Origin of the sequence: Streptomyces sp. BPTC-684 (assembly GCF_030028635.1) — a bacterium.
In the GTDB taxonomy this organism is placed as follows: Bacteria; Actinomycetota; Actinomycetes; order Streptomycetales; family Streptomycetaceae; genus Streptomyces; species Streptomyces noboritoensis.
Genome location: NZ_CP124863.1, coordinates 1,320,905 through 1,344,166, shown reverse-complemented (window position 1 = coordinate 1,344,166; position 23,262 = coordinate 1,320,905). Strand labels below are relative to the sequence as shown.

Annotated in this window: 20 protein-coding genes; 13 read left to right on the top strand and 7 right to left on the bottom strand. The window is 69.8% G+C overall.

The window, feature by feature from the left end:
- Positions 1–127: 127 nt before the first annotated feature.
- The 3 genes from QIY60_RS05860 to QIY60_RS05850 all read right to left on the bottom strand — a co-directional run bounded on the left by QIY60_RS05860 (position 128) and on the right by QIY60_RS05850 (position 2,199).
- Entirely contained in the window at positions 128–586 is a 459-nt protein-coding gene (locus QIY60_RS05860) for a carboxymuconolactone decarboxylase family protein (protein ID WP_283141470.1), read from the bottom strand.
- Between the two features lie 156 nt (positions 587–742).
- Positions 743–1,690, bottom strand: coding sequence for an aromatase/cyclase (locus QIY60_RS05855; protein ID WP_283141469.1), 948 nt, complete (start codon positions 1,688–1,690; stop codon positions 743–745).
- Between the two features lie 89 nt (positions 1,691–1,779).
- Positions 1,780–2,199, bottom strand: a complete 420-nt coding sequence (locus QIY60_RS05850) for a pyridoxamine 5'-phosphate oxidase family protein (protein WP_283141468.1) — start codon at positions 2,197–2,199, stop codon at positions 1,780–1,782.
- Positions 2,200–2,990: 791 nt separating this feature from the next.
- Between QIY60_RS05850 and QIY60_RS05845 the strand changes: the two genes are divergently transcribed.
- Positions 2,991–3,869 carry a sigma-70 family RNA polymerase sigma factor gene (locus QIY60_RS05845; protein ID WP_283141467.1) on the top strand — a complete coding sequence of 293 codons (879 nt, stop codon included), beginning with the start codon at positions 2,991–2,993 and terminating at the stop codon, positions 3,867–3,869.
- Positions 3,870–4,082: 213 nt separating this feature from the next.
- Here the strand turns inward: QIY60_RS05845 and QIY60_RS05840 are convergent, their stop codons facing one another.
- On the bottom strand, positions 4,083–4,775 hold the full coding sequence (locus QIY60_RS05840; RefSeq protein WP_283141466.1) for a gamma-glutamyl-gamma-aminobutyrate hydrolase family protein: 693 nt from the start codon (positions 4,773–4,775) through the stop codon (positions 4,083–4,085).
- A 499-nt stretch (positions 4,776–5,274) separates the two neighbouring features.
- On the opposite strand from QIY60_RS05840, the gene QIY60_RS05835 reads away from it, so the two are divergent.
- The 7 genes from QIY60_RS05835 to rfbH all read left to right on the top strand — a co-directional run bounded on the left by QIY60_RS05835 (position 5,275) and on the right by rfbH (position 12,947).
- Positions 5,275–5,694 (top strand): pyridoxamine 5'-phosphate oxidase family protein, encoded by a 420-nt coding sequence (locus QIY60_RS05835; RefSeq protein ID WP_283141465.1) that lies wholly within the window; start codon positions 5,275–5,277, stop codon positions 5,692–5,694.
- Between the two features lie 240 nt (positions 5,695–5,934).
- Positions 5,935–6,804 (top strand): glucose-1-phosphate thymidylyltransferase RfbA, encoded by an 870-nt coding sequence (gene rfbA / locus QIY60_RS05830; protein ID WP_283141464.1) that lies wholly within the window; start codon positions 5,935–5,937, stop codon positions 6,802–6,804.
- 34 nt (positions 6,805–6,838) lie between these two features.
- Positions 6,839–8,236: an NDP-hexose 2,3-dehydratase family protein gene (locus QIY60_RS05825; RefSeq protein WP_283141463.1), complete on the top strand. Its 1,398-nt coding sequence runs from the start codon at positions 6,839–6,841 to the stop codon at positions 8,234–8,236.
- Between the two features lie 50 nt (positions 8,237–8,286).
- Positions 8,287–9,438, top strand: a complete 1,152-nt coding sequence (locus QIY60_RS05820; RefSeq protein ID WP_283141462.1) for a nucleotide disphospho-sugar-binding domain-containing protein — start codon at positions 8,287–8,289, stop codon at positions 9,436–9,438.
- Between the two features lie 223 nt (positions 9,439–9,661).
- On the top strand, positions 9,662–10,639 hold the full coding sequence (gene rfbB / locus QIY60_RS05815) for a dTDP-glucose 4,6-dehydratase (protein WP_283141461.1): 978 nt from the start codon (positions 9,662–9,664) through the stop codon (positions 10,637–10,639).
- Complete coding sequence (locus QIY60_RS05810; RefSeq protein WP_283141460.1) at positions 10,636–11,646, top strand: NAD(P)-dependent oxidoreductase; 1,011 nt, start codon at positions 10,636–10,638, stop codon at positions 11,644–11,646. Before rfbB ends, QIY60_RS05810 begins: the two co-directional genes overlap by 4 nt.
- Positions 11,643–12,947 (top strand): lipopolysaccharide biosynthesis protein RfbH, encoded by a 1,305-nt coding sequence (rfbH, locus tag QIY60_RS05805; RefSeq protein ID WP_283141459.1) that lies wholly within the window; start codon positions 11,643–11,645, stop codon positions 12,945–12,947. Before QIY60_RS05810 ends, rfbH begins: the two co-directional genes overlap by 4 nt.
- 209 nt (positions 12,948–13,156) lie before the next feature.
- On the opposite strand, the gene QIY60_RS05800 is transcribed toward rfbH, so the two are convergent.
- Positions 13,157–14,623 (bottom strand): FAD-dependent monooxygenase, encoded by a 1,467-nt coding sequence (locus tag QIY60_RS05800; RefSeq protein WP_283145831.1) that lies wholly within the window; start codon positions 14,621–14,623, stop codon positions 13,157–13,159.
- Positions 14,624–14,652: 29 nt separating this feature from the next.
- Positions 14,653–15,474: an alpha/beta hydrolase gene (locus tag QIY60_RS05795; protein WP_283141458.1), complete on the bottom strand. Its 822-nt coding sequence runs from the start codon at positions 15,472–15,474 to the stop codon at positions 14,653–14,655.
- A gap of 282 nt (positions 15,475–15,756) precedes the next feature.
- Between QIY60_RS05795 and QIY60_RS05790 the strand changes: the two genes are divergently transcribed.
- The gene (locus QIY60_RS05790; protein WP_283141457.1) at positions 15,757–16,521 is read left to right on the top strand and encodes an SDR family oxidoreductase; all 765 of its coding nucleotides are present in this window, start codon (positions 15,757–15,759) and stop codon (positions 16,519–16,521) included.
- Between the two features lie 74 nt (positions 16,522–16,595).
- On the opposite strand, the gene QIY60_RS05785 is transcribed toward QIY60_RS05790, so the two are convergent.
- Positions 16,596–18,086: an FAD-dependent monooxygenase gene (locus QIY60_RS05785; RefSeq protein WP_283141456.1), complete on the bottom strand. Its 1,491-nt coding sequence runs from the start codon at positions 18,084–18,086 to the stop codon at positions 16,596–16,598.
- A 723-nt stretch (positions 18,087–18,809) separates the two neighbouring features.
- Here QIY60_RS05785 and QIY60_RS05780 point away from each other — a divergent pair.
- From QIY60_RS05780 to QIY60_RS05765, 4 genes are all read left to right on the top strand, one after another.
- Positions 18,810–19,712, top strand: coding sequence for an NAD(P)-binding domain-containing protein (locus QIY60_RS05780; protein ID WP_283141455.1), 903 nt, complete (start codon positions 18,810–18,812; stop codon positions 19,710–19,712).
- Positions 19,713–20,082: 370 nt separating this feature from the next.
- A complete protein-coding gene (locus QIY60_RS05775; RefSeq protein WP_283141454.1) occupies positions 20,083–20,514 on the top strand; it encodes a MerR family transcriptional regulator in 432 nt (143 codons plus the stop codon).
- Positions 20,511–20,846: a thioredoxin gene (trxA, locus tag QIY60_RS05770; RefSeq protein WP_283141453.1), complete on the top strand. Its 336-nt coding sequence runs from the start codon at positions 20,511–20,513 to the stop codon at positions 20,844–20,846. Before QIY60_RS05775 ends, trxA begins: the two co-directional genes overlap by 4 nt.
- A gap of 144 nt (positions 20,847–20,990) precedes the next feature.
- Positions 20,991–23,261 (top strand): AAA family ATPase, encoded by a 2,271-nt coding sequence (locus QIY60_RS05765; protein WP_283141452.1) that lies wholly within the window; start codon positions 20,991–20,993, stop codon positions 23,259–23,261.
- Position 23,262 lies beyond the last annotated feature (1 nt).

Genomic DNA, 23,262 nt, shown 5'->3' with positions numbered 1-23,262 from the left:
TGCCTCAGGACCGGCAGCCGAACGAACGGGAACAGCAATCCGCCGACGGGCCCGCCGGGAGACAGCCAGGTCTCCCGGCGAGCCCCGTCACCGCTGTGCAGTCAGTGGACAAGAGCCAACACAGGGCTCAGCCCCAGGTCTTGCCGGCCGGCTCCTTGATGGTGCGGTTGATCCGGTTGAAGAAGTTGGTCAGCGCGATCTCCAGGTTGATCGCGCCGATCTGCTCCTCCGTGAAATGGGCGTTGACCTCGTCCCAGATCTCGTCCGTGACACCCTCCGCACCGTCCTGCAGCCGGGTGGCGGCCTCGGTCAGCGCCAGCGCCGCGCGCTCCGCATCGGTGTAGAACGGCGCCTCGCGCCACGCCGCCACGTTGTGCAGCCGCTCATCGGTGTCACCGGCCTTCTTGCCCCCGGCGATGCTGGCGTAGACGCACGCCGAGCAGCTGTTGATCTGGCTGGCGCGCAGGTGGACCAGCGAGAGCAGCTTCGGGTCGACGCCCCCGGCGGCGATCGCCTTCGTCAGGTGCTGGATCCCGGTCCACACGTCGGGGTTGTTGGCGCTCTTGTTCTTGAGTCGGTTTTCCATGTGCGTGTGCTCTCCTTCATCGGTTTACGTTGCCGGGCTTGGCCCGTCACCCCTATGACGGAGCAGCGGCCAAGAAGGTAACAACATGCCCGGCGTCCATCTCGCGGACCCGGTCGCTGTCGACGCCGACCACCCGGGCGCCGGGGCCGGCCGGGGTCAACGTCGGTTCTCGGCGTATTCCTTGGCGTGGTTCAGCGTCGCCGTGCTGTTCGTGCTCAACGCGGTGCGGACGTAGTCGCGGGCCTGCGCGACATCGGCGTCCGGGCCGAGGATCCTGGTGATGTTGTCGGTGTTGAGGACGACGGTGTGCTGCGACGACGCGGCCACGCCGTCGCCGCTGTCCTTGAACGTCCAGATGCCGGTGTGCAGCGTCATGAGGGCGGGCAAGGTGACCTGCTTGTAGGCGATCCTGCGGTGCGGGAGCGTCACCCGGTGCGACGTGGTCGTGTGCGTCGAACCGTCCTTGGCCCGCGTGTCCATCTCCAGGGTCTGCAGACCGGGCGTGTCCTCGGTCAAGCGCACCCGCGCGACGTGCGGCAACCGCTCCTGCCACAGGTGCGCGTCGTTGATGAAGTCGTAGACGTCCTCGGCCGACCCGTCGATCTGCACGGTGTCGGTGAACGAGAAGGCCAGGTCGGTCGCGGCGTGCGCGAACTCCACATTGGACTTGAGCGCGGCCAGCTCCAGCCGGGAGTTGCGCTCCACCTCCTCGGCGATCCGGGCCGGGTCGCCGTCGGCGGCGCGGTAGTTGTGCACCAGGCGCACCCGGGACTCGGTCCCGGAGCGGGGCTCGATGAGCCAGGTGCCGTCCAGCGACGCGACCGGCAGGCCGGACTGCTCCTGGGTGAAGTCGATGCGCAACCCGTACGGGTCGAACACCCGGTGCGACGTCCAGGTCTTCGCCTCGCCGTTCGCGGTCTCCCAGATCCGGATGCGCTCCTCGCCACCCTTCGTTTCGATCTGGTCGACGTAAATGGTCGACGGGAAGATCCGCGGCCAGTTCGCCGTCTTGGAGAGCAGCCGGTAGACGGTGGTCGCCGGGGCCGAGATCACGGCCTCCTGCTCGACCGCGTTGCTGGTGGATTCGCCGGGAGAGGCGGACATGATCATGCTCCTGGAGTCGAGAAGGGTCGAAGGAGGGTTCAGAAGTCGCCGAGGCCGATCCCGCTGGTCGCTCCGGTCACGACGGCGACTCAGACGTTCCGGGCCATGACGAGGTCGACCGCGATCTCGATCACCGCCGCGCCGGGCGGGTTGAGCCAGTCCTTCCCATAGCGCTCGGCGTACCGCCGCGCCCCGTCCGCCAGCCGTTCGGGATCCTCGTAGACCGTGCCGGTGCCTTCGAGGGTGACCCAGGAGGAGACGTTGTCCCGCTGGCACAGGGCGACCCGGCTGCCCGGCGCCGCGATCAGGTTCCGGGCCTTCTTCGACTGGGCGCCGGTCAGGACGCGGGCCAGTCGCGCCTCGCTGTCCCAGGTGAAGCTCACGGGCACCACATGGGGTGTGCCGTTGGGCCGGTGGGTTACGAGAATGGCCTGGCCCGGCTCGGCGAGGAATTCCTCGATTTCGGCAGAAAGAGGCCAGGACTGGGTGTCCCTGTGGCCCTCCGGCATTTGGCCGACTATGGGTTTCCGCCGAGTGCTGGTCGCCATTGTTTGCATTCTCCTTCAAGGCTTTTATATCCGCAGTATCGGCTGGCCGATGAGGCCTGGAATCGCATACTGCTGGCCGCCGATGGAACGAGCCAACTTTACAACGGCGTGGTAGGTGTTCAACTGCGAATAACCGCGCTCGAACATTGGCGGCTACCGGCTCCCCGTACCCCATTGAGGTTCCCGCGGAGGGTATTTGGAGGAGGCGGATTGCCCTTTATCTCCTGGCCTCGGCGTTTCAGTTGAGGTTGGGCCGGATGCTGGCTGATTACGCGAATGCGCCTTCCGGACTGCAATGCCGGTGAGATAGCACGGTTCCGGGGTTCGGAGTGGACGTGCCCGGCAGTGCGGGCGAGTGGGGCCGGGAAACTCGCTCTGTGCAGTCCCAACTCCCGTATCCCATAAGGGAATTCGCTGGACGTGCAGGCATCGGCGCGATCCGAGAACCTGCGGCGGGCTTGCGCCGGCCCGGGCCACCGGGCGGCCTCCGTCACCGTACGGCCGGTGGGGTCGACAGGCGCGATCGCGTCCCGCTCGAACTCCGCGGCGTACCACCGGGGTTACGCGCTTCCCGCCTGGTGCTCTTCCTCCGGAACCGCACGTACCGGTCTCCCGGTATCCATGATCAACGGGAAGCTCCCTCCGGGTTCCCCGCGCTCTGCAGACGTGCTTCCATGGATACCTGCTCCCCACATCGGGTTCAGCCGTACTGTCACCACCCATGACGGAGCAGGCCCGAGGAAGGTAACAACATGTCCGACACCCGCCCGACGGAGCACGTGGTCGCGGCGTTCGAGTCCCAGCGCGACCGGATGCGCGCGGTCGCCTACCGCGTCCTCGGCTCCCACGCCGACGCCGAAGACGTGGTCCAGGAAGCCTGGCTGCGCCTCTCCCGCCAGGACCCGGACACCATCAACAACCTCGCCGGCTGGCTCACCACCGTGGTCGGCCGGATCAGCCTCGACATCCTGCGCTCACGCCAGTCCCGCCCCGAGGCGTCCTGGGACGACCGGCTGCCCGAACTCGTCGTCACCCTCGACGACGCCCCCGCCCCCGACGAGGACGTGGAGTTGGCCGACTCGGTCGGGCTCGCCCTCATGGTCGTCCTCGACTCGCTGCGGCCCGGCGAACGCCTCGCGTTCGTGCTGCACGACATGTTCGCGGTGCCCTTCGACGAGATCGGCCAGATCCTCGGCAAGTCCACCGACGCCGCCAAGACGCTCGCCAGCCGCGCCCGCCGCAAGGTCCAGGCCAACGAACGCCCGCCCGGCGCCGGACCCGAGCAGCGCGCGGTGGTCCACGCCTTCCTCGCCGCCTCCCGCGACGGCGACTTCGAAGGGCTGCTGCGGGTGCTCGACCCCGAGGTGAAACTCACCGTCGACACCCCCGCCGGCGTGTTCGTCACCCTCGGCGCCACCGAAGTCGCCGCCGGCGCCAAGCTCTCCGCCAGCGCCGCCACCCTGGGCCACTCCGCCCTCGTCAACGGCCTGCCCGGCGTCATCTCCTGGAACCAGGACGGCACCCCGCTCTCCGTCCTCGCCTTCACGGTCACCGACGGCCGCATCACCCACATCCAAGCCGTCGTCGACCCCGCCAAACTCGCCCTGGCGGACCTGCCCGCACCGGTGTGAACCCACGAGGCTCCCGGGCCGTCGAGAGAGGCGCTTGACGCCTCGACTCTTCGGCCGGGGAGCCTCGTTCGTCACGTATCGATCCGCACCAAGCGCTCCGCCGCACATGGGGTTCGTTGGCTGCGGGCCGTCTGTGGCTGGTCGCGCAGTTCCCCGCGCCCCTTCGGGGTACGGGGAACCGCACCGGAATTCTGCGGGGCCGCAACGCCCCGCTCAGTGCACCGCGTTGACGAACGCCTTGAACAGGCCGGTGATTTCGGAGTCGCCCTCCTCGGCGTGCGGCTGGAATCCGACCAGGAAGCGCGCGGACGGGTCCTCGACCGCCTCGATCATGCCGTCCTCCTTCGCCCAGGCGGTGGCGACCAGCCCTTCGCCGATCTCCGCCACGCCCTGGTGGTGGTGGCAGTGCCCGGAGGTCGAGGCGCCCACGGCGGTCCCGAGGACGGAGTCCGGCGCGACCCTGATGTCGCGCACCGTGTGGCGGCCCGGGACGGTGGGGGCGTGCGCGGGCAGGTGCTGGTGGAGCGTTCCGCCCCGGGAGACGGCGATCACCTGCAGGCCCCGGCAGATGCCGAGGACCGGGATGCCGCGCCGCTCCGCGATGGCCAGGGCGGCGAAGTCGGTGGCGTCGCGCAGCGCGTCGGGCGGGAACGTGCGCGGGTCGCGCTCGGCCCCGTAAAGCGCGGGGTCGATGTCCGCGCCGCCGGTGATGAGGAGCGCGTCCACCGAGGCCATCACGTCCTCGACGGCCTCGGGGACCGGCGGCAGCAGCAGCGGCGAGCCGCCCGCCTCGGTCACCTTGGTGATATACGCCCAGGGTTGTACGGCGGCCGGGATGGTGCCCCAGACACCCCAGGTCGCCGCTGAAACCGCGTCCGCGGTGACCGCCACTACTGGCCTGTTCACTCGGGCCCTCCTAATGCTCGGCCGGCGCGTCGTACGAGGCGCCTGCGATGGGTTTGTGGCAATCACGGCTGAGGCCGGCGGGCATCGGGCGCCGCTTCGACCGGCATAGCGCGATACCCAATCCTTTTTCAGTACGGGAACGATCCACTGGTGTCCGCGACTATGATCATAACCAGCCCGATCCCGCAATGGTTGATGGCCGTCAGTGTTCAAGCGCGGGTTTTCGCAGTTGAACACACTCCGCGTTCGCATGCTTCGGTATGCGATTCTTGGCGGCGCCGGGAGAACGGCTTGGCACGGCGACGGACAAGACGGGCAAGGAATGTCCGACAACCCGCGAAATGGGACATTCCGGTTGATTTCAGTGGCGTACGCAATTACCTGCGGAACCGCCGCAGAAGCCTTACCGCCCCACAGGCACGGAGAGTCGCCGAAAGCCTGGTAAGGAGAACGAAAACTAATGACTACCAATACTGCACACAAGCCAAAGGTGGGCGTCATGCCTGCGGGTCACCGGGACACGCAGAGCTGGCCGCTTTCCGCTGAAATCGAGGCTTTCCTCGCCGCCGACGGCCAGGGCATCCTCACCACCCTGCGGCCCGACGGCACCCTCCACTCGGTGCCCGTGAGCTTCACCTGGGACAGCGAGGCGCGGCTGGCCCGGGTCATGACGGTCGGCCGGTCGAAGAAGGCCCGGAACCTGAGCCAGGCGCCGGGGAGCCGGGTCTCCCTGTGCCAGCGGGACAACGTCTCCTCCTGGGTCACCCTCGAAGGCACCGGCACGGTCTCGGACGACCCCGAGCGCCTGGCGGACGGGGCGCGCCGGTACGCCGAGCGCTATGGCAAGGACTGGCTCAACCCGCCCGGCCCGGCGATCATCGAGATCGCCGTCGACCGCGTCATGAGCCGGAATGTCTGAGTCGCCGACTGCGGAAATTCAGCAATGAGGTGAGCCGGTCGGGCACCGTTCCGGTGCAGTGTCGGCTCGCCCTTTTATGGCCATATTGATTTGCAGGGATGAACCCCATGGGAAACCTGCAAAGATCTGACGGGAATTGACGATCATGTGACCTGGTGTGGCTTGAAAGCACATCGCCGGGCGGTGATCATTGTTGTCGATGTCTGCTGAGTCGACACGGAAACGCAAGGGAGACGCGCTGTGAAGGGAATTATCCTGGCGGGTGGGCATGGAACACGGCTGCATCCAATCACGCTCGGCGCTTCGAAGCAGCTGCTTCCGGTCTACGACAAGCCCATGATCTACTACCCGCTTTCGGTTCTGATGCTCGCCGGCATCACCGAAATCGAAATCATCTCCTCGCCGGAGGATCTCCCCAAATTCCGGAATCTACTGGGTGACGGCTCGGAACTCGGCATCTCCCTCAGCTATGCCGAGCAGGACAAGCCCAGGGGGCTCGCCGACGCGTTCCTGGTCTCGGCCGACCACATCGGAGACGACTCCGTCGCCCTGATCCTCGGTGACAACATCTTCCACGGCCCGAATTTCGGAAGCCTGCTGCACCGGGCCGTCCAGAACGTCGAGGGCTGCGTTCTCTTCGGCTATCCGGTCCGCGACCCGGAGCGCTACGGGGTGGGCGAGGTGGACAAGCAGGGAAAGCTCATCTCGATCGAGGAGAAGCCGGCCGCGCCGCGCACGAACATGGCGATCACCGGCCTCTACCTCTACGACAACGACGTGGTGGACATCGCCAGGGGACTGCAGCCCTCCGAGCGCGGAGAGCTGGAGATCACCGATGTCAACCGGATCTACATGGAGCGCGACAAGGCCAAGCTGATCCCGCTGGGACGCGGCTTCGTCTGGCTGGACACGGGAACCCACGACGCCCTCACCGAGGCGGGGCAGTACGTGCAGATCCTGGAGCACAGGCAGGGCGTGAGGCTCGCCTGTCTCGAAGAAATCGCCTGGCGCATGGGGTACATAGACCGCGACGCCTGCTATCGCCTCGGCAGCCGTCTGGCGAAGTCGCCCTATGGCCAGTACGTCATGGAAGTGGCCCTCTCCGGATGAGGCCGCTGTCCACCGGACTCGGGAAGGGCACGAAATGAGCGCGATGACGCGGCTTCGCCCGCGGATGGAGCAGAACCTGCCACAGCGGCTGGCGAAGTCGGCGAACCTGCGGGACGCCGGGCACAGCATGCGCACGCGGGACGTCGCCCAGTGGCTCGAAAACCGTACGCGGGCCCATCACTTCGCCGTGGAGCGGATTCCGTTCGGCAAGCTGGACGGCTGGTTCTTCGCCGAGGACACCGGGAACCTGGTGCATGAGAGCGGCCGCTTCTTCTCGGTGGAAGGCCTGTCCGTCACGAGCTCCGAGGGGCCTTTCGGGCACTGGGAGCAGCCGATCATCCGCCAGCCCGAAGCCGGGATACTCGGGATCGTGGTGAAGGAGTTCGACGGCGTTCTGCACTTTCTGATGCAGGCGAAGCTGGAGCCCGGAAACCGCAATCTGCTCCAGCTGTCGCCCACGGTGCAGGCCACCCGGAGCAATTACTCCCGAGTGCACCAGGGCGCGCAGGTCAGATATCTGGACCATTTCACCCGGCCGGACCGGGGGCGCGTCCTGTACGACATACGCCAGTCGGAGCACGGCTCGTGGTTCTACCGGAAGGCCAACCGCAACATGCTCGTCGAGGCCGTCGGCGAGGTGGAGGAGCACGAGGACTTCTGCTGGCTGACGCTCGGCCAGATCGGGGAGCTGCTGCACCGGGACAACGTGATCAACATGGACGCCCGGACCGTGCTCGCGTGCCTGCCCACCGATGACGCCGGGGCGAGCGCGCTGTACTCCGACGCCCAGTTCAAGTCCTGGATCACCAGGGAGCGTTCGGGCCACGACCTGGAGGCCAGGCTCGTCCCCCTGTCGGGCATCGCCGGATGGGAGCTGGACGACGACGTCCTCGCCCGGCCGGACGGCCGGTTCTTCCGCGTGGTCGCGGTCTCCGTACAGGCGGGAAGCCGCGAAGTGCCCGCCTGGACGCAGCCGTTGTTCGAGCCCGAGGACACGGGGGTCACGGCCTTCCTGTTCCGCCGTATCGGCGGAGTCGTCCACCTTCTGGTGCGGGCCAGGGCGGAGGCGGGGTTCCTCGACACCATCGAGCTCGGCCCCACCGTGCAGTGCACCACGCGCAACTGGGACCAGGTGGAGCCCTCGCAGCGGCCCCCCTTCCTGGACGAGGTCCTGGCCGCCTCTCCCGAACGCGTCCGCTACGAGGCGGTGCACTCGGAGGAGGGCGGGCGCTTTCTGTACGCGGAGAGCCGCTACATGTTCGTCGAGGCCGATGAGGCCATGGCGCCGCTGGAGCCTCCCGCCGGCTTCCAGTGGTGCACCCCGGGCCAGCTCAGCGCGCTCACCGCGCACGGGCACTACGTCAACGTCCAGGCCCGGACGCTGCTGTCCTGCCTCAGCACGGGCGCGGTGCGCCTTGAGGACGCCGTCTGACCTCTCGTACGTGATTTCACACCGTCTCACGGGAAGCTTGTCGAATCTCCATGAAATTCCTGTTCATCGCCGGCGGCAGCTCGGCGACCGTCTTCACCATCGCTCCTTTGGCAACGGCCCTGCGGAACGCGGGACACGAAGTGCTCGTGGCCGCCAACCAGCCGCTGACCGACACGGCGTCGAGCATCGGGCTTCCCTCGGTCTCCACCAATCCCGAGCCGGTCTGGCACTTCATGCGGTTCGACCGTGCGGGCAACCAGATCGAACCGCCCAAGGGCCACCGGGAGAACATGCTGCACACCGGCCGGTCCTTCGCCAGGATGGGCGTCGCCGGCCTCGACGCGCTGCGTGACCTCGCCGAGGACTGGCGCCCCGATGTCGTCATCGGCGGCTCCATGACCTACGGCGCGGGGCTGTTCGCCACCGAGCTCGGCATCCCGTACGTACGCCACGACTGGGACGTCGTGCCGACCACGGAAGCTGACCCGGGCGCCGAGGAAGAGCTCCGGCCCGAGCTGGAGCGCCTCGGCCTGGCGGGGCTGCCGGTTCCCGACCTGGCCATCGACGTCTGCCCGCCCTCGCTGCGCCCGCACCTCCCGTCGCCGCACGCCGAAGGGGCGCAGCCGATGCACTGGCTGCCCGGCAACAGCCAGCGCCGCCTGGAGCGGTGGATGTACACCCGCCCCGAGAACCGCAAGCGCGTGGTGATCACCACCGGCACCCGGGCCCTCGCCTTCCAGTCCGCCCAGGAGATGCGGCGCCTGGTGGAGCAGCTCGCCCAGACCGGAGCGGAGGTGCTGATCGCGGCGCCCGAGCAGGTCACCGAGAAGTTCGCCCCGGAGCTGGGCGACGTCCCCATCGGCTGGCTCCCGCTGGACGTGGTGGTCCCGACCTGCGATCTGCTGGTGCACCACGGAGGCGGCGTCACCGCCATGACCGCCATGAACGCCGGGGTGCCGCAGCTGATCACCCCCGAGGCCTCCTACATGGAGATCGTCGCGAAGGCCCTCACCGACTTCGGCGCCGGGCTCACCGTGGCGACGCAGGACCAGGACTCGACGGACGCGATCGCCGCGGCCTGCCGGGAGATCCTCTCCGACGCGCGGTACGCGCAGCGGGCGCGGGTCCTCTCCGACGAGATGGCCACGCTGCCGACGCCTTCCGAGGTGGCGCACACCCTGGAGAAGCTCGCCACCGGCTGAGGCGGTGCCCCCGTGCCCCGAAGGGGCGCGGGGCCGTGTCACTTGCGGCTCCGCCGCGATGGGGGTCCCCCCTGTTCGAGCGAAGCCGAGAACTTGGGGGCACTACCGGCCACAGACGGCCCCGCAGCCGAATACCCGCCCACGGCTCAACCACGACGAGGAGATCTGTAGCCATGAACGCAGACCGGTGCCGATGCCGTGCCGTCCCGAAGGAGGAGAAGCGGTGAAGCTGCTCGTCACCGGCGGGGCCGGATTCATCGGCTCGCAGTTCGTCCGCACCCTGCTCCAGGACGGCTACCCCGGCCTGGAGGGCAGCCGGGTCACCGTCCTCGACTCGCTCAGCTACGCGGGCAACCGCGCCAACCTGCCCGACAGCCACCCGCGCCTCGACTTCGTCCGGGGCGACATCCTCGACCTGCCGCTCCTGCTCGACCTGCTGCCCGGTCACGACGCGGTGGTCCACTTCGCCGCCGAGTCGCACGTGGACCGCTCCATCGAGGACGCGAACGTGTTCATCAGGACCAACGCGGAGGGCAGCCAGAACGTCTTCGAGGCCTGCCGGCGCACCGGCGTGGAGCGGGTCGTCCACGTCTCCACCGACGAGGTGTACGGCTCCATCGAATCCGGCTCCTGGACGGAGGAGTGGCCGCTGCTGCCCAACTCCCCGTACGCCGCCTCCAAGGCCGCCTCCGACCTGATCGCGCGGGCCTACTGGCGCACCCACGGCCTCAACCTGTCGATCACCCGCTGCTCCAACAACTTCGGGCCGTACCAGCACCCGGAGAAGCTCATCCCGCTGTTCGTCACCAACCTCATCGAGGGCGCACCGCTGCCGCTGTACGGCGACGGCGCGAACATCCGGGAATGGCTGCACGTCGAGGACCACTGCCGGGCCATCCACCTGGTGCTCCTCAACGGCGCGGCCGGCGAGGTCTACAACGTGGGCGGGGGCAACGAGCGGACGAACCGCGAGATCGCCGACCGCCTGGTCGAACTGGGCGGCGCCGACGGTTCCGTGATCCGCCGCGTCGCCGACCGCCTCGGCCACGATCTGCGCTACTCGCTGGACGACACGAAGATCAGGCAGGAGCTGGGCTACGCCCCCCGCGTCTCCTTCGAGCAGGGGCTCGCCGACACCTTCGCCTGGTACCGCGACAACCCCGCCTGGTGGAAGCCGCTGAAGGGGAACGGACGCGGATGACCTCCACGGCCATGGTGCTGGGCGGCACCGGATTCATCGGCGGGCACGTCTGCGCCGCGTTCCGCGCCGCGGGACACCGCGTCGTCTGCGTCTCCCGCGGCCGGGCCCGGCCGGAGCCCGGCGACGACGGCGTGGTGCACCTCCACCGTGACCTCGACGGGCCGGCCGGCGAGGTGGCGGCGCTGCTCGCCGACGTGGCACCCGAGGTGGTGGTGAACGCGGCCGGTGTGGTGTGGCAGGCCGACGAGGACCGGATGTGGTCCCTCAACGCCCGCTTCGCGGAGCGGCTCGCCCACGCGGCGGCAGCGCTGCCGGGCCCCGTCCGCCTCGTCCAGCTGGGCAGCTCGCACGAGTACGGGCCCGCCGCGCCCGGTGGCAGCACCTCCGAGGACGCCGCCTGCGACCCCGTCTCCGTGTACGGGCGCACCAAACTGGCCGCCACCGAGGCCGTGCTGCGCACAGCCCGGGAGACGGGCCTCGCGGCCGTGGTGCTGCGGGTCGCCAACGTCACGGGGCCGGGCGTCCCCGGCAGCAGCCTGCTGGGCATCGTCGCGCAGCGCCTCGCCGCCGCGGCGGCCCCCCACGGCGACGGCGGGCCCGCGGAGCTGCGGCTCGCCCCGCTGCGCGCCCGGCGCGACTTCGTGGACGTCCGGGACGTCGCCGCCGCCACCGTGCTCGCGGCGGCGGCCCCGGCCCGCGAGGTCACCGGCCGCGTCATCAACATCGCCCGGGGCGAGGCCGTGCCCGTACGCCGAATCGTCGAACGGCTCATCGCCCTGGCGGACTCGCCCGTACGGCTGACGGAACAACCGCTGCCGGACCCCGGCCGGGACGGGGCGGGACGGGACTCCCGCGCGCTGCGCGCGGACCTGGAGTGGCAGCGGCTGGACATATCGCGCGCGCGGCGCCTGCTGGGCTGGCGGCCCGCCGTGGACCTGGACACATCACTGGCAGATCTGCTCGCGGACGTGCGGCTGCCGCAGCAGCAGGAAAGGACGCGCACGTGAGCGCTCGCAAAAACCTCGTGCTCGACGAGGTCCGCAAGTTCCATCAGGACGCGCAGCCGCAGGGCGGCTTCGTTCCCGGCGTCACCGAGATCTGGCCCTCCGGCGCGGTCCTGGAGGAAGAGGACCGGGTGGCGCTGGTCGAGGCGGCGCTGGAGATGCGGATCGCCGCGGGGGTGAGCTCCCGCAAGTTCGAGTCGGCCTTCGCCCGCAAGCTCAAGCGCCGCAAGGCGCATCTGACGAACTCCGGTTCCTCCGCGAACCTGCTGGCGGTGTCCGCGCTGACCTCGCACGTACTGGAGGACGAGCGGCTGCGGCCCGGCGACGAGGTCATCACCGTCGCCGCCGGTTTCCCGACCACCGTCAACCCGATCCTGCAGAACGGCCTGATCCCGGTCTTCGTCGACGTCGAGCTCGGTACGTACAACACCACCGCGGCGCGAGTGGAGCAGGCGATCGGCCCGCGCACCCGGGCCATCATCATCGCGCACGCCCTCGGCAACCCCTTCGAGGTCGCCGAGATAGCCCAACTGGCCACTGACCGCGGGCTGTTCCTCATCGAGGACAACTGCGACGCGGTCGGCTCGACCTACGACGGCCAGCTGACCGGCACCTTCGGCGACCTGGCCACGGTGAGCTTCTACCCCGCGCACCACCTCACGATGGGCGAGGGCGGCTGCGTACTGACCTCGAACCTGGCACTGGCCCGCATCGTGGAGTCACTGCGCGACTGGGGCCGCGACTGCTGGTGCGAGCCGGGCGAGAACGACAAGTGCCTCAAGCGCTTCAAGTACCAGATGGGCAGCCTGCCGGAGGGCTACGACCACAAGTACATCTTCTCCCACGTCGGTTACAACCTGAAGGCGACCGACATCCAGGCGGCGCTCGGCCTGACCCAGCTGGCCAAGCTCGACGACTTCTGCGGCGCACGGCGCCGCAACTGGCGCCGTCTGCGCGAGGGCCTCGACGGCGTCCCGCACCTCCTGCTGCCCGAAGCCACCGACCGCAGCGACCCGAGCTGGTTCGGCTTCGCGATCACCGTCGACCACGAGGCGCCGTTCAGCCGCTCCGAGTTCGTCGACCACCTGGAGGAGCGCAAGATCGGCACGCGCCGCCTCTTCGCCGGCAACCTGACCCGCCACCCGGCCTACCAGGACCAGCCGCACCGCGTCGTCGGCGACCTGACCAACAGCGACATCATCACCGACCAGACCTTCTGGATCGGGGTCTACCCCGCGATCACCGACGAGATGATCGACTACGTCGTCTCCACGGTGAAGGAGTTCATCGCGAGCCGCGGCTGATGACCGGGCGCCCCACCGCCCACAAGACGAAGGACACGGCGGAGCGCTTCGGGCGCGGCCGTGTCCTTCGTCTTGTGGGCGGAGGCGGCCCCGCCGGCCGACGCGATCGGCGAACCCCGCTCGCCGCAGGCCGCGTTCGCCGTTCCGGAGCATGGCCGAAGGGCCGGCACACCCCTTCCGGGTGTGCCGGCCCTTCGGCCATGGCGCGGTCAGACGGCCGTGCCGAACCAGCGCTCCAGTGCGTCGCGGAGCTTGCCGCCGTCGGGTGAGGCCCAGGCCACGTGCCCGTCGGGGCGGAGCAGGACCGCTTCGGGGTCGTCGGTGGTGGGTTCGCCGGCGGGGATCCAGTCGCCGGTGACGACGTCGACGCGGTCGGCCCAGCCCTCGGCGAGCTCGGCGGCCTCGCGCGAGTCACCGGTGGTGATCAGGACGCCGCGCGCGCTGTGCAGCAGTTCGGCGATCCGGGTCCGGCCGCCGTCGGCGAGCTTGAGCTCGCGGTCCGGCGAGAGGCGCAGGCCGAGCAGCCGGTGCGTGCCGGTGGTGCCCATGTCGTAGCGGACGTCGAGTCCGCTGACCTGTCCGGCCAGGTGGCGGGCCACGTCGGGGGACTGGACCAGTTCGCGCATGACCGCGCGCAGGGGTTCCATCTCGTCGCCGGTCAGATACAGGCGGGTCTGGGCGCGGGTGTTGCGCATCAGCTGCTCGCCGACGGGATGCCGCTCGGACTGGAAGGTGTCCAGCAGCCCTTCGGGCGCCCAGCCGCTGATCGCGGCGGCCAGTTTCCAGCCCAGGTTCACCGCGTCCTGCACGCCCACGCTCATGCCCTGCGCACCGGCGGGCATGTGGATGTGGGTGGCGTCCCCGACCAGGAAGACACGCCCCTTGCGGTACTGGGAGGCCTGGCGGGTGGTGTCGGTGAACGAGCTGATCCACCGGACCTCCGCATGGTGCAGCGACTCGCCCGTCATCCGCTGCCAGGCATCGGCGATCGTCGCGAAGGTGAGCCGGCTCTTGTCCTCGTGCGGGCGCAGCTTCTCGTCATGGATGACGATCCGGTCCACCCCGTTCTCCAGGTTGAACGCCATCACCATGCCCCCGGGCACCTGCTCCCCGATCGGCCGCTGCCGCACCCCCGCCCCGACCAGGTCGGCCATGTACATCCCCCGGGTGGCATCCCAGCCCGGGAAGTCGATCCCCGCCGTCTTGCGCACCACCGACCGGGCCCCGTCACAGCCGACGAGATACCGCCCCTCGGCCTCGCCGGGCCCGTCGGGGCCCTCGAAGGAGATGACGACACCGTCCTCGGTCTCCCGGAACCCGGTCACCTCGTGGTTGCGGTGGACGGTGACCCCCAGCTCGGCGAGCCAGCCCTCCAGGATCTCCTCGGTACGGAACTGCGGCACACCCCGCACACTGAAATGATTGTCATCCAGCTTCGAGAAATCGATCCGCACCCCACCGAAATGCCCCTGCGCCCACTCCACATCCCCGAACCGGGCCAGCAGACCCCGCTGATCGAAGACCTCGGCGGCACGCCGGGTGAACCCGACACCCCGCGACTCCCCACTCGGCGCCGGCAACCGGTCATAGACCGCCACCTCCACGCCACCGAGCTTCAGCTCACCGGCGAGCATCAACCCGACCGGACCGGCACCGACGACGATCACGTCACTCATCTTGGTCACCTCCACGTTCCTCACGTCGTTCACTGGGCGAGGAAGTCGAGCAGTTCGCGGGACACGAGGTCCGGGTCGTCCTCGGCGAGCCAGTGCAAGGACTTGTCCACCCGCACCATGCGTACGTCGGTCGCGATGTGCGACAGCTGGTCCTGCACCTGGTCGTACTGGGTGGGAGCGGCCAGCGCGAGCAGCGGCAGCGTCACCTTCCCGTACGTCTTGATGTCCTCGATGTCCTGGTGGAACGCCTGGTACCAGCCGTTGGTCGCCCGGATGCCCTCGGGCGTGTCGTACGCCCGTGCGTAGACGGCGCGGTCGAAGGCCGTGACCGACTCCGGGTCCTTGAGGGAGTTGCTGTACAGCCAGTCGATCAGGTACCAGCCGCGGCCGGAGAAGACCTGCTCCGGCAGGCCGCGCACCTGGTTGAACGCGTTCCACCACATGTTGAAGCCGGTGTTGGGACGCCGCAGCATCGGCCTGTCGTAGTACGTCTCGTCGGGGTGGACGACGTCGAGCAGGGCGAGACGCCGGGTCGCCTCGGGGTGGTTCGCCGCGAAGCTGTAGGCGACCATCGCGCCCAGGTCGTGCCCGACGATATGGGCGCTGTCGTAGCCCAGCGAGCGGATGAGCTCGTGGACATCGCGCGCCATGTTCTGCTTCGTGAATCCGTCCGAAGGCTTCAGCTCGTCCGGAACCCCGATGCCGCGATGGTCCACCGCGATGACCCGGTGGTGCGCGGCGAGCTTCGGCATCAGCTTCCGGTAGGCCCACCACGTCTCCGGCCAGCCGTGCAGCAGGACAACCGGGTCCCCGGAGCCTCCCACGACGTAGTGCAGCCGCGTTCCGTTCACATCCGCGAATTCACTGCGGAAATCTCCACCCAACGACCGTGCCAATTCTGCATTGTCCGGCACTTCCGGGGGTCCTATTACGGATTCATTCGACATTCTATTCATCCTCCCCGACATAGCCATTCCCTCGACTATAGCGAGAGGCCGAGCCGTTCGACCACGGCGAAGTCACAGTTGAACAGGGACTGTTCACACGCTCGACTCGTACGCGTCGATTGGCCAAGCTGAGCAATGCAAGGAAGCGACGGAAATTCGTCGCTCACTCCGGGAGGGATTCACTTCATGGGCAGGCTGACTGACAAAACGGCTCTCGTCACCGGAGCGAGCCGGGGCATCGGAAGAGGTATCGCACGGAGACTGGCGCGTGACGGCGCCCTGGTGGCCGTGCACTACTCGACCGGTGAGACCGAGGCCAAGGAGACGGCCGCGCTGATCGGCGAGGAAGGCGGACAGGCCTTCACCGTGCGCGCCGACATCAGCGAGCCCGACCAGGTGGCGGAGCTCTTCGGAGCGCTGGAGCGGGAACTCACCGAGCGGACCGGTTCCACGGCCCTGGACATCCTGGTCAACAACGCGGCGTTCAGCGGGCACACCGCGCTGCCCGGGGACGTCACCGCCGAACTGCTCGACCAGTACTACGCGGTGAACGCGCGGGCGCCGTTCCTGATCGCGCAGCGTGCGCTCCAGCTGATTCCGCAGGGCGGACGCATCGTCAACATCTCCTCGGGGATCACCCGGAGCGCCCAGCCGGACATGATCGCGTACGCGATGTCCAAGGGCGTGATCGAGCAGCTCACCCTGCACCTGGCGCGCCACGTCGCCGACCGCGGCATCACGGTCAACAGCGTCGCGCCGGGCCTCACCGACAACGGCAAGCCGATGTTCTCCAACCCGGCCGTGGTGGCACGGCTGGCCGAGCTCTCCGCGTTCAAGCGGGTGGGCCAGGTCGAGGACATCGCCGACGTCGTGGCGTTCGTCGTGTCCGACGACGCCCGGTGGATCACCGGGAGCTACATCGACGCCAGCGGCGGCACGCTGCTCGGCTGACCTGCGCGCCGACTCCGTACATGTGCCGGGGCCCGCAGCGGTTGAACCGCTGCGGGCCCCGGCACATTCATTTTCTACGCACCGGCCGGCTCGCCGAACCACCTGGTGAGGGCGGCGCGCAGGTCGCCGCCGTCCGGCGCGGTCCAGGCGATGTACCCGTCGGGGCGCACCAGCACGGTGTCCGGCAGCGGCAGCGTGCCCGGCTTGCTGTCGTCCTCGTCCACCAGCCACGTACCGCGGACCGTGTCGACGCGGTCGGACCAGCCGGCCGCCTCGTACTCGGCGGCCGCCGGGCCGGTGATGAGCACGCCGCGCGCGGAGCGCAGCAGCTCGGCGGCGCGCCGGGGGGTGCCGTCCACCGCGATCCGCCGGTCCGGCGACAGGCGCAGCCCCAGCAGGGGATGGGCCGTCCCGAGCGCCGCGCCCATGTCGTAACGGATGTCCACTCCGGAGACCTGGCCGGCCAGATGGCGCGCCGCCTCCGGGATCTCGGCCAGCTCGCGCACGACGGCCCGCAGCGGCTCCATCTCCTCACCGCCGAGGTACAGCAGTGACGCGGCGAGGGTGTCGCGCAGCAGCCGCTGCCCCACCGGGTGCCGTTCGCCGTGGTACGTGTCGAGGAGGCCCTCGGGGGCGTGGCCCTTGAGGGCGGCGGCCAGCTTCCACCCGAGGTTGACCGCGTCCTGGATCCCGGTGCTGACGCCCTGCGCCGCCAGCGGGGCGTGGTCGTGGGCGGCGTCGCCGGCGAGGAAGACCCGGCCGCTGCGGTACTGCTCGGCCTGGCCCTGGGCGTTGGTCAGCGCGGCCATCCAGGTCGCGTCGCCGTGGTGGATGGAGTCACCCGTCATCCGCTTCCAGGCGTCCGCGACCTCCTGGAACGTCGGCTCGCTCTCCCCGTGGTGCGGCGGGACGTCGGGCTCGTGGATCACGATCCGGGAGACGCCGGGGCCGAGGGTGACCGAGAGGACCATCCCGCCGCCCTCCACCCGCTTGCCGATCGGGTTCATCGGCAGCTCGGCCCCGACGACGTCCGCCATGTAGATCCCGCGTGTGGCGGGCAGCCCGGGGAAGCCGATCCCGGCCAGGTCCCTGACGGTGCTCCTGCCCCCGTCGCAGCCCACCAGGTAGGAGGCGCTGTCCTCGCCCCGCCCGTCGGGCCCCTCGAACTCGACGGTGACCGTCTCGTCGTCCTGCCGCAGGCCGATGACCCGGCAGCCCCGGCGCACGGTCACCCCCAGCTCCGCCACCCACGCACCGAGCATCTCCTCGGTACGCGACTGGGCCAGCCCCATCACCCCGTAGTGCCGGTCCGCCACCTGCTCGAAATCGACCCGCACCCCACCGAAATGACCCTGCTTGCCCCACCGGGCGCCCTTCAGACGCTCCAACAGGCCCCGCTGGTCCAGCACTTCCGCGGTCCGCCGGGTGAAGCCGAGACCGCGCGACTCACCGCTCGGCGCGGGCAACCGGTCGTAGACGACGACATCGGCACCGCCGAGGCGAAGCTCACCCGCCAGCATCAGCCCCACCGGGCCGGCACCGACAACGATCACACCATGGCTCATGATCCAACTCCTCGTATCAACAGCGGCAGATGGGCGGGCACAGTGAAGCCCGCACCGCGTCTGAGAAGCAACGACGCGCCAAACCGGTGGTCGTGCCCCGGGGCGTGCGGCAGGGGATCAAGCGTTACGCGTTCCGATGGGAGGCGCCCTCAGCAGACGCTTGCCGCACCACAACGCACCGGCCACCGCGGTGTTCGACATCGGACACTCCGCTGTTGCACACCGGCCCCACCCTGCACAGGCGCATCAGCTGAAACAGGAGTACCAGACTCCACTCCGGCGCCGGGTGTCGCAAGGGGGCGGGTGGCGGACCGGCGCGAGGAAGGCGGACCAAAAGCCCCGGGAAAAGAAAAACACCCCGCCCGACAAGGAAACCCGCCCGACCGAACAGCCCGCACAAAACAACGACAGCACGACTCGGAAGACGCGCCCGGAAAAACCGCGATACGCGCCCCTGACACGACCCGCGCGCCGCCCGCCAACGACCGCGAATGTCCTGCCCAAGTCGCACCGGCCGGTAAACCCGCCCCTGCGGAACCAGTGCCCCTTATCGCCCGGCCTCCATAAAACCTCCACCAAATCCCCACCTCGCTCGAGAACAGATTCGCCATCGCGAAGAGCTCGCTGGGGCCGACTCCCGCACCGGGCGCTTACCTGGAGGTGGGTAGCTGACAAAAAAGTCGGTACTTGTGGGGAATTGGGGGCGGGCGAAGGATCGTCGGCATGACGAATCCCAGTAACGCTTCTCCTTCCACTCCTACTTCTGTAACCGTCCTCGGCCTGGGCAACATGGGCCGGGCGCTGGCCGGCGCGTTCCTCGCGGCGGGGCATCCGACGACCGTCTGGAACCGTTCGGCCGGGCGCGCCGACGAGCTCGTGGCCCGGGGCGCGGTCCATGCCGCCAGCGCTGAGGACGCGGTGCGGGCGAGCGCGTTGACGGTGGTGTGCGTGGTCGACTACGACGCGGCCGAGGCGATCCTGGCGCCGGCGGCGGAGGCCGGGGCGTTCGACGGCGGTCGCGTCCTGGTGAACCTCACCTCGGACACGCCCGAGCGGTCCCGTTCGGCGGCCGCGTGGGCGGCCGAGCACGGCATCGCGTACCTCGACGGCTCGGTGATGGTCCCGACGACCGTCGTCGGCGGCCCCGAGGCGCTGATCTTCTACAGCGGGGACCGCGCGGCGTTCGAGCAGCACGAGGGCGCGCTGCGTGCGCTGGGCGGCAAGGCGACGTTCCTGGACGAGGACGCGGGTCTGGCGGCGGTGTACGACCTGGCGATGCTCGACTTCTTCTATACGGCGATGTCGGGGCTGGTGCACGCGTATGCCCTGGCGGGGGCGGACGGGGTGGGGGCGGCACGGCTGGCCCCATACCTGGACACGATCTCGTCGATCCTGCCGCCCATCTCCGCGGTGATGGCCGGGCACATCGACGCCGGGGCCCATCCCGGGGACCTGGGCACCCTCGCGATGGAGGTCGCGGGGATCGACCACATCCTGCACACGGCCCGGGGCCGGGGCCTGGACGTCACGGTCCTGGAGGCGGTCCGGGCGATCGCGGGGCGGGCGGTGGGGAAGGGGCACGGGGGTGACGACTGGTCGCGGACGGTGGAGGAAGTGCGGGGTTAGGTGCGGGGCGGTTTGTCCCCGCCCCACCCCTTCCCTGAAGCCCTCTGGCGGGCGGCCGGGTGGGGGTCGGGGTGGTGTGCTGGGGGCTTCGCCCCCAGACCCCCGTTTTCGCCTGCGGACCGTGCTGGGTTGCTCGCGCAGTTCCCCGCGCTCCTAGGTGGTCAGGGGCGCGGGGAACTGCGCGACAAGCCACAGACGGCCCGCAGGCGAACGTAGCGGGGTGCAGGGGCCGCAGGCCCCGCCAAAGGGGTCCGGGGGCGTAGCCCCCGGGAAACCACCTCCACCCCCACCCACCCCCGGAGGGTTTAGGGAAGGGGTGGGGTGGGGCTCTCCTTGCCTTGACGTCCGCGTCAAGGATTACCGTCGCCCCATGCGAATCGGCGAGTTGGCCGCGCGGGCCGGGACCACCACCCGGGCGCTGCGCTACTACGAGTCGCGCGGCCTGCTGACCGCGCGTCGGGCGGAGAACGGGTACAGGGCCTACGACGAGGACGACCTGCGGTTGCTCACGCAGATCCGGACCCTGCAGGACTTCGGGTTCGAGCTGGAGGAGACGAGGCCGTTCGTGGAGTGCCTGCGGGCGGGTCACGAGGCCGGGGACACCTGCCCCGCCTCGCTCGCCGTGTACCGCCGCAAGCTGGCCGAGCTCGACGGACTCATCGGCCAGCTCCAGTCCGTACGCGACCAGGTCGGCAAGCAGCTGGCCCGGGCGGAGTCGGCCCGCGCCGAGCTGGAAGCCGGTTCGCTGGTGCCCGGGACCCCCGGGTGCGAAATGACGGGTAGGGAAGAGGGGTTGGGATGAGCGTGCAAGCCGTGGGTGTGGACGTCGTGACGGACGCGACCTTCGACGCGGAGGTGCTGGCGGCGGATCTGCCGGTGCTCGTGGAGTTCACCGCCGAGTGGTGCGGACCGTGCCGACAGCTCGCGCCGGTGCTGAGCCAGATCGCCTTCGAGGAGGGCGACCGGCTCAAGGTGGTGCAGCTGGACGTGGACAAGGACCCGGAGACGACCGTGAAGTACGGCGTGCTGTCGATGCCGACGCTGATGGTGTTCCGCGCGGGCGAGCCGGTGAAGGCGATGGTGGGCGCGCGCCCCAAGCGCCGCCTGATGCAGGAGCTCGAAGACGTGCTCTAGTTCCCAGTGCGGGAGAAACAAAAAGCCCCGGTCCCATATTGCGGCCGGGGTTTTTCTCTGCGTATAGTGGTTTCTTCGTGTGCGTTCTGTCGAAAACACACGAAAAGCCCTTACAGAAAGCACTGTATCGCGTCAGGAGCGGAATTGTCAACCGAGGAAATTCGGAAAGAACAGCAATTCATCGACGGGCTCTACGCGCGCCTCGAAGACCTGCGCGGGCAGGCCGAGGCGTCGGTGCGGCGCGCCCTGGCGCAGGTCGGGACCGGTCTGCAGGCCCGCCTTGAGCGCGATGTGCTGGTGGCCGAGCAGTCCGGGCTGCTCAGCGCGCTCGACGGCGGCGAGAACGGACTCTGCTTCGGCCGCCTCGACTTTTCCGACGGGCGCGCCCACCACATCGGCCGCATCGGAATCCGCCGCGACGACAGGGAACGTACGCCGCTGGTGATCGACTGGCGGGCCGATGTGGCGCGCCCGTTCTATCTCGCCACCGGGTACACCCCGATGGGGCTGCGCCGCAGGCGGCACCTCACCACCCAGGGGCGCACGGTCACCGCGCTGCACGACGAGATCCTCGACCTCACCGACGCGGCCCGCACCGGGCACGAGGGCGCGGACGCCGACGCCGTGCTGCTCGCGGCGCTCGACGCGGCCCGCACCGGCCGGATGCACGACATCGTGCAGACCATCCAGGCCGAGCAGGACAAGGTCATCCGGGCCCCGCAGCGCGGCGTCCTCGTCGTCGAGGGCGGGCCCGGCACCGGCAAGACGGCGGTCGCGCTGCACCGGGCGGCGTATCTGCTCTACGCGTACCGCGAGCAGCTGGCCCGGCGCGCCGTGCTGATCGTCGGCCCCAACCCGGCGTTCCTCGGCTACATCGGCGAGGTGCTGCCCGCGCTCGGCGAGACCGGCGTGCTGCTCGCCACCATGGGCGAGCTCTTCCCCGGCGTGCACGCCACCGGCACCGACACCCCGGCCGCCGCCGAGGTCAAGGGGCGCGGCGAGATGGCCGAGGTGCTCGCGAAAGCCGTACGCGACCGGCAGACCGTTCCGCACACCGCCGCCGAGATCGACCACGAGGGGTACGGGACGCTCAGCCTCGACCGGGCCATGGCCGAGGACGCCCGCTGGCGCGCCCGCGAGACCGGGCTGCCGCACAACCTGGCCCGCCCGCACTTCGCCTTCCACATCATCGACGCGCTCACCGCGCAGCTCGCGGACCGGATCGGTGCGGATCCTTCCCCAAGCTCTCAACTTCGTTCGAGCAGGGGAGGCCCCAATGGCGGCGAGAACCTGCTGGGCCCCGACGACCTCGCCCAGCTCGGCAAGGAGATCGCCACCAGCCGCGAGGTGCACGCGGCGATCGAGGAGTTCTGGCCCGCGCTCACCCCGGAGCGGTTCGTGGCCGACTTCCTGGCCGATCCGTCCCATCTGGCGGACACCGACGCGGAGTTGATCCGCCGCGAGGGCGGCGACTGGACGCCTGCCGACGTGCCGCTGCTCGACGAGGCCGCCGAGATCCTCGGCGAGGACGACTCGGCGGCCCGCGCCGCCGCCGAGGCCGAGCGCCAGGACCGGATCGCGTACGCGCAGGGCGTCCTCGACCTCTCCGCGGGCTCGGAGAGCTTCGAGTTCGAGGACGAGGAGTCCGAGGTGCTCGCCGCGCACGACATCATCGACGCCGAGCGGTTCGCGGACCGCCACGAGGAGGCCGACCACCGCAGCGCCGCCGAGCGTGCCGCCGCCGACCGCACCTGGGCGTTCGGCCACATCATCGTGGACGAGGCGCAGGAGCTCTCCGCGATGGCCTGGCGGCTGCTGATGCGCCGCTGCCCGACCCGCTCGCTCACCCTGGTCGGCGACCCCGCCCAGACCGCCGACGCGGCGGGCGTCGGCTCCTGGCGGCGGATCCTGGAGCCGTACGTGGAGGACCGCTGGGAGCACGTGCGACTCGGGGTCAACTACCGTACGCCCGCCGAGATCATGGAGGTGGCGGCGCAGGTCTGCCGCGCGGTGGACCCGTCGTTCGAGCCGCCGAGCTCGGTGCGGGCCACGGGGGTTCGGCCCTGGGCGCGCGAGGCGGCGCCGCAGGCCCTCGCCGAGGCCGTCGCCGAGGCGGTGAAGGCGGAGACCCCCGAGGCCGGCCGCCTCGCGGTCGTCGCGCCCCGCACCCTCCACCCCGCGCTGCACGCAGCCCTCCCGGACGTCCCGCCGGGCGAGCCCGATCTGACCCGCCCGGTCGTCCTGCTCGACCCGCGTCAGGCCAAGGGGTTGGAGTTCGACACGGTCCTGGTGGTGGAGCCGGCCGAGTACGGGGTGAGCGATCTGTACGTGGCGCTGACCCGGGCCACCCAGCGCCTCGGTGTGCTGCACTCGGCGCCCCTGCCGAAGGCACTGGCCGAGGCGCTGAACGGCTGAC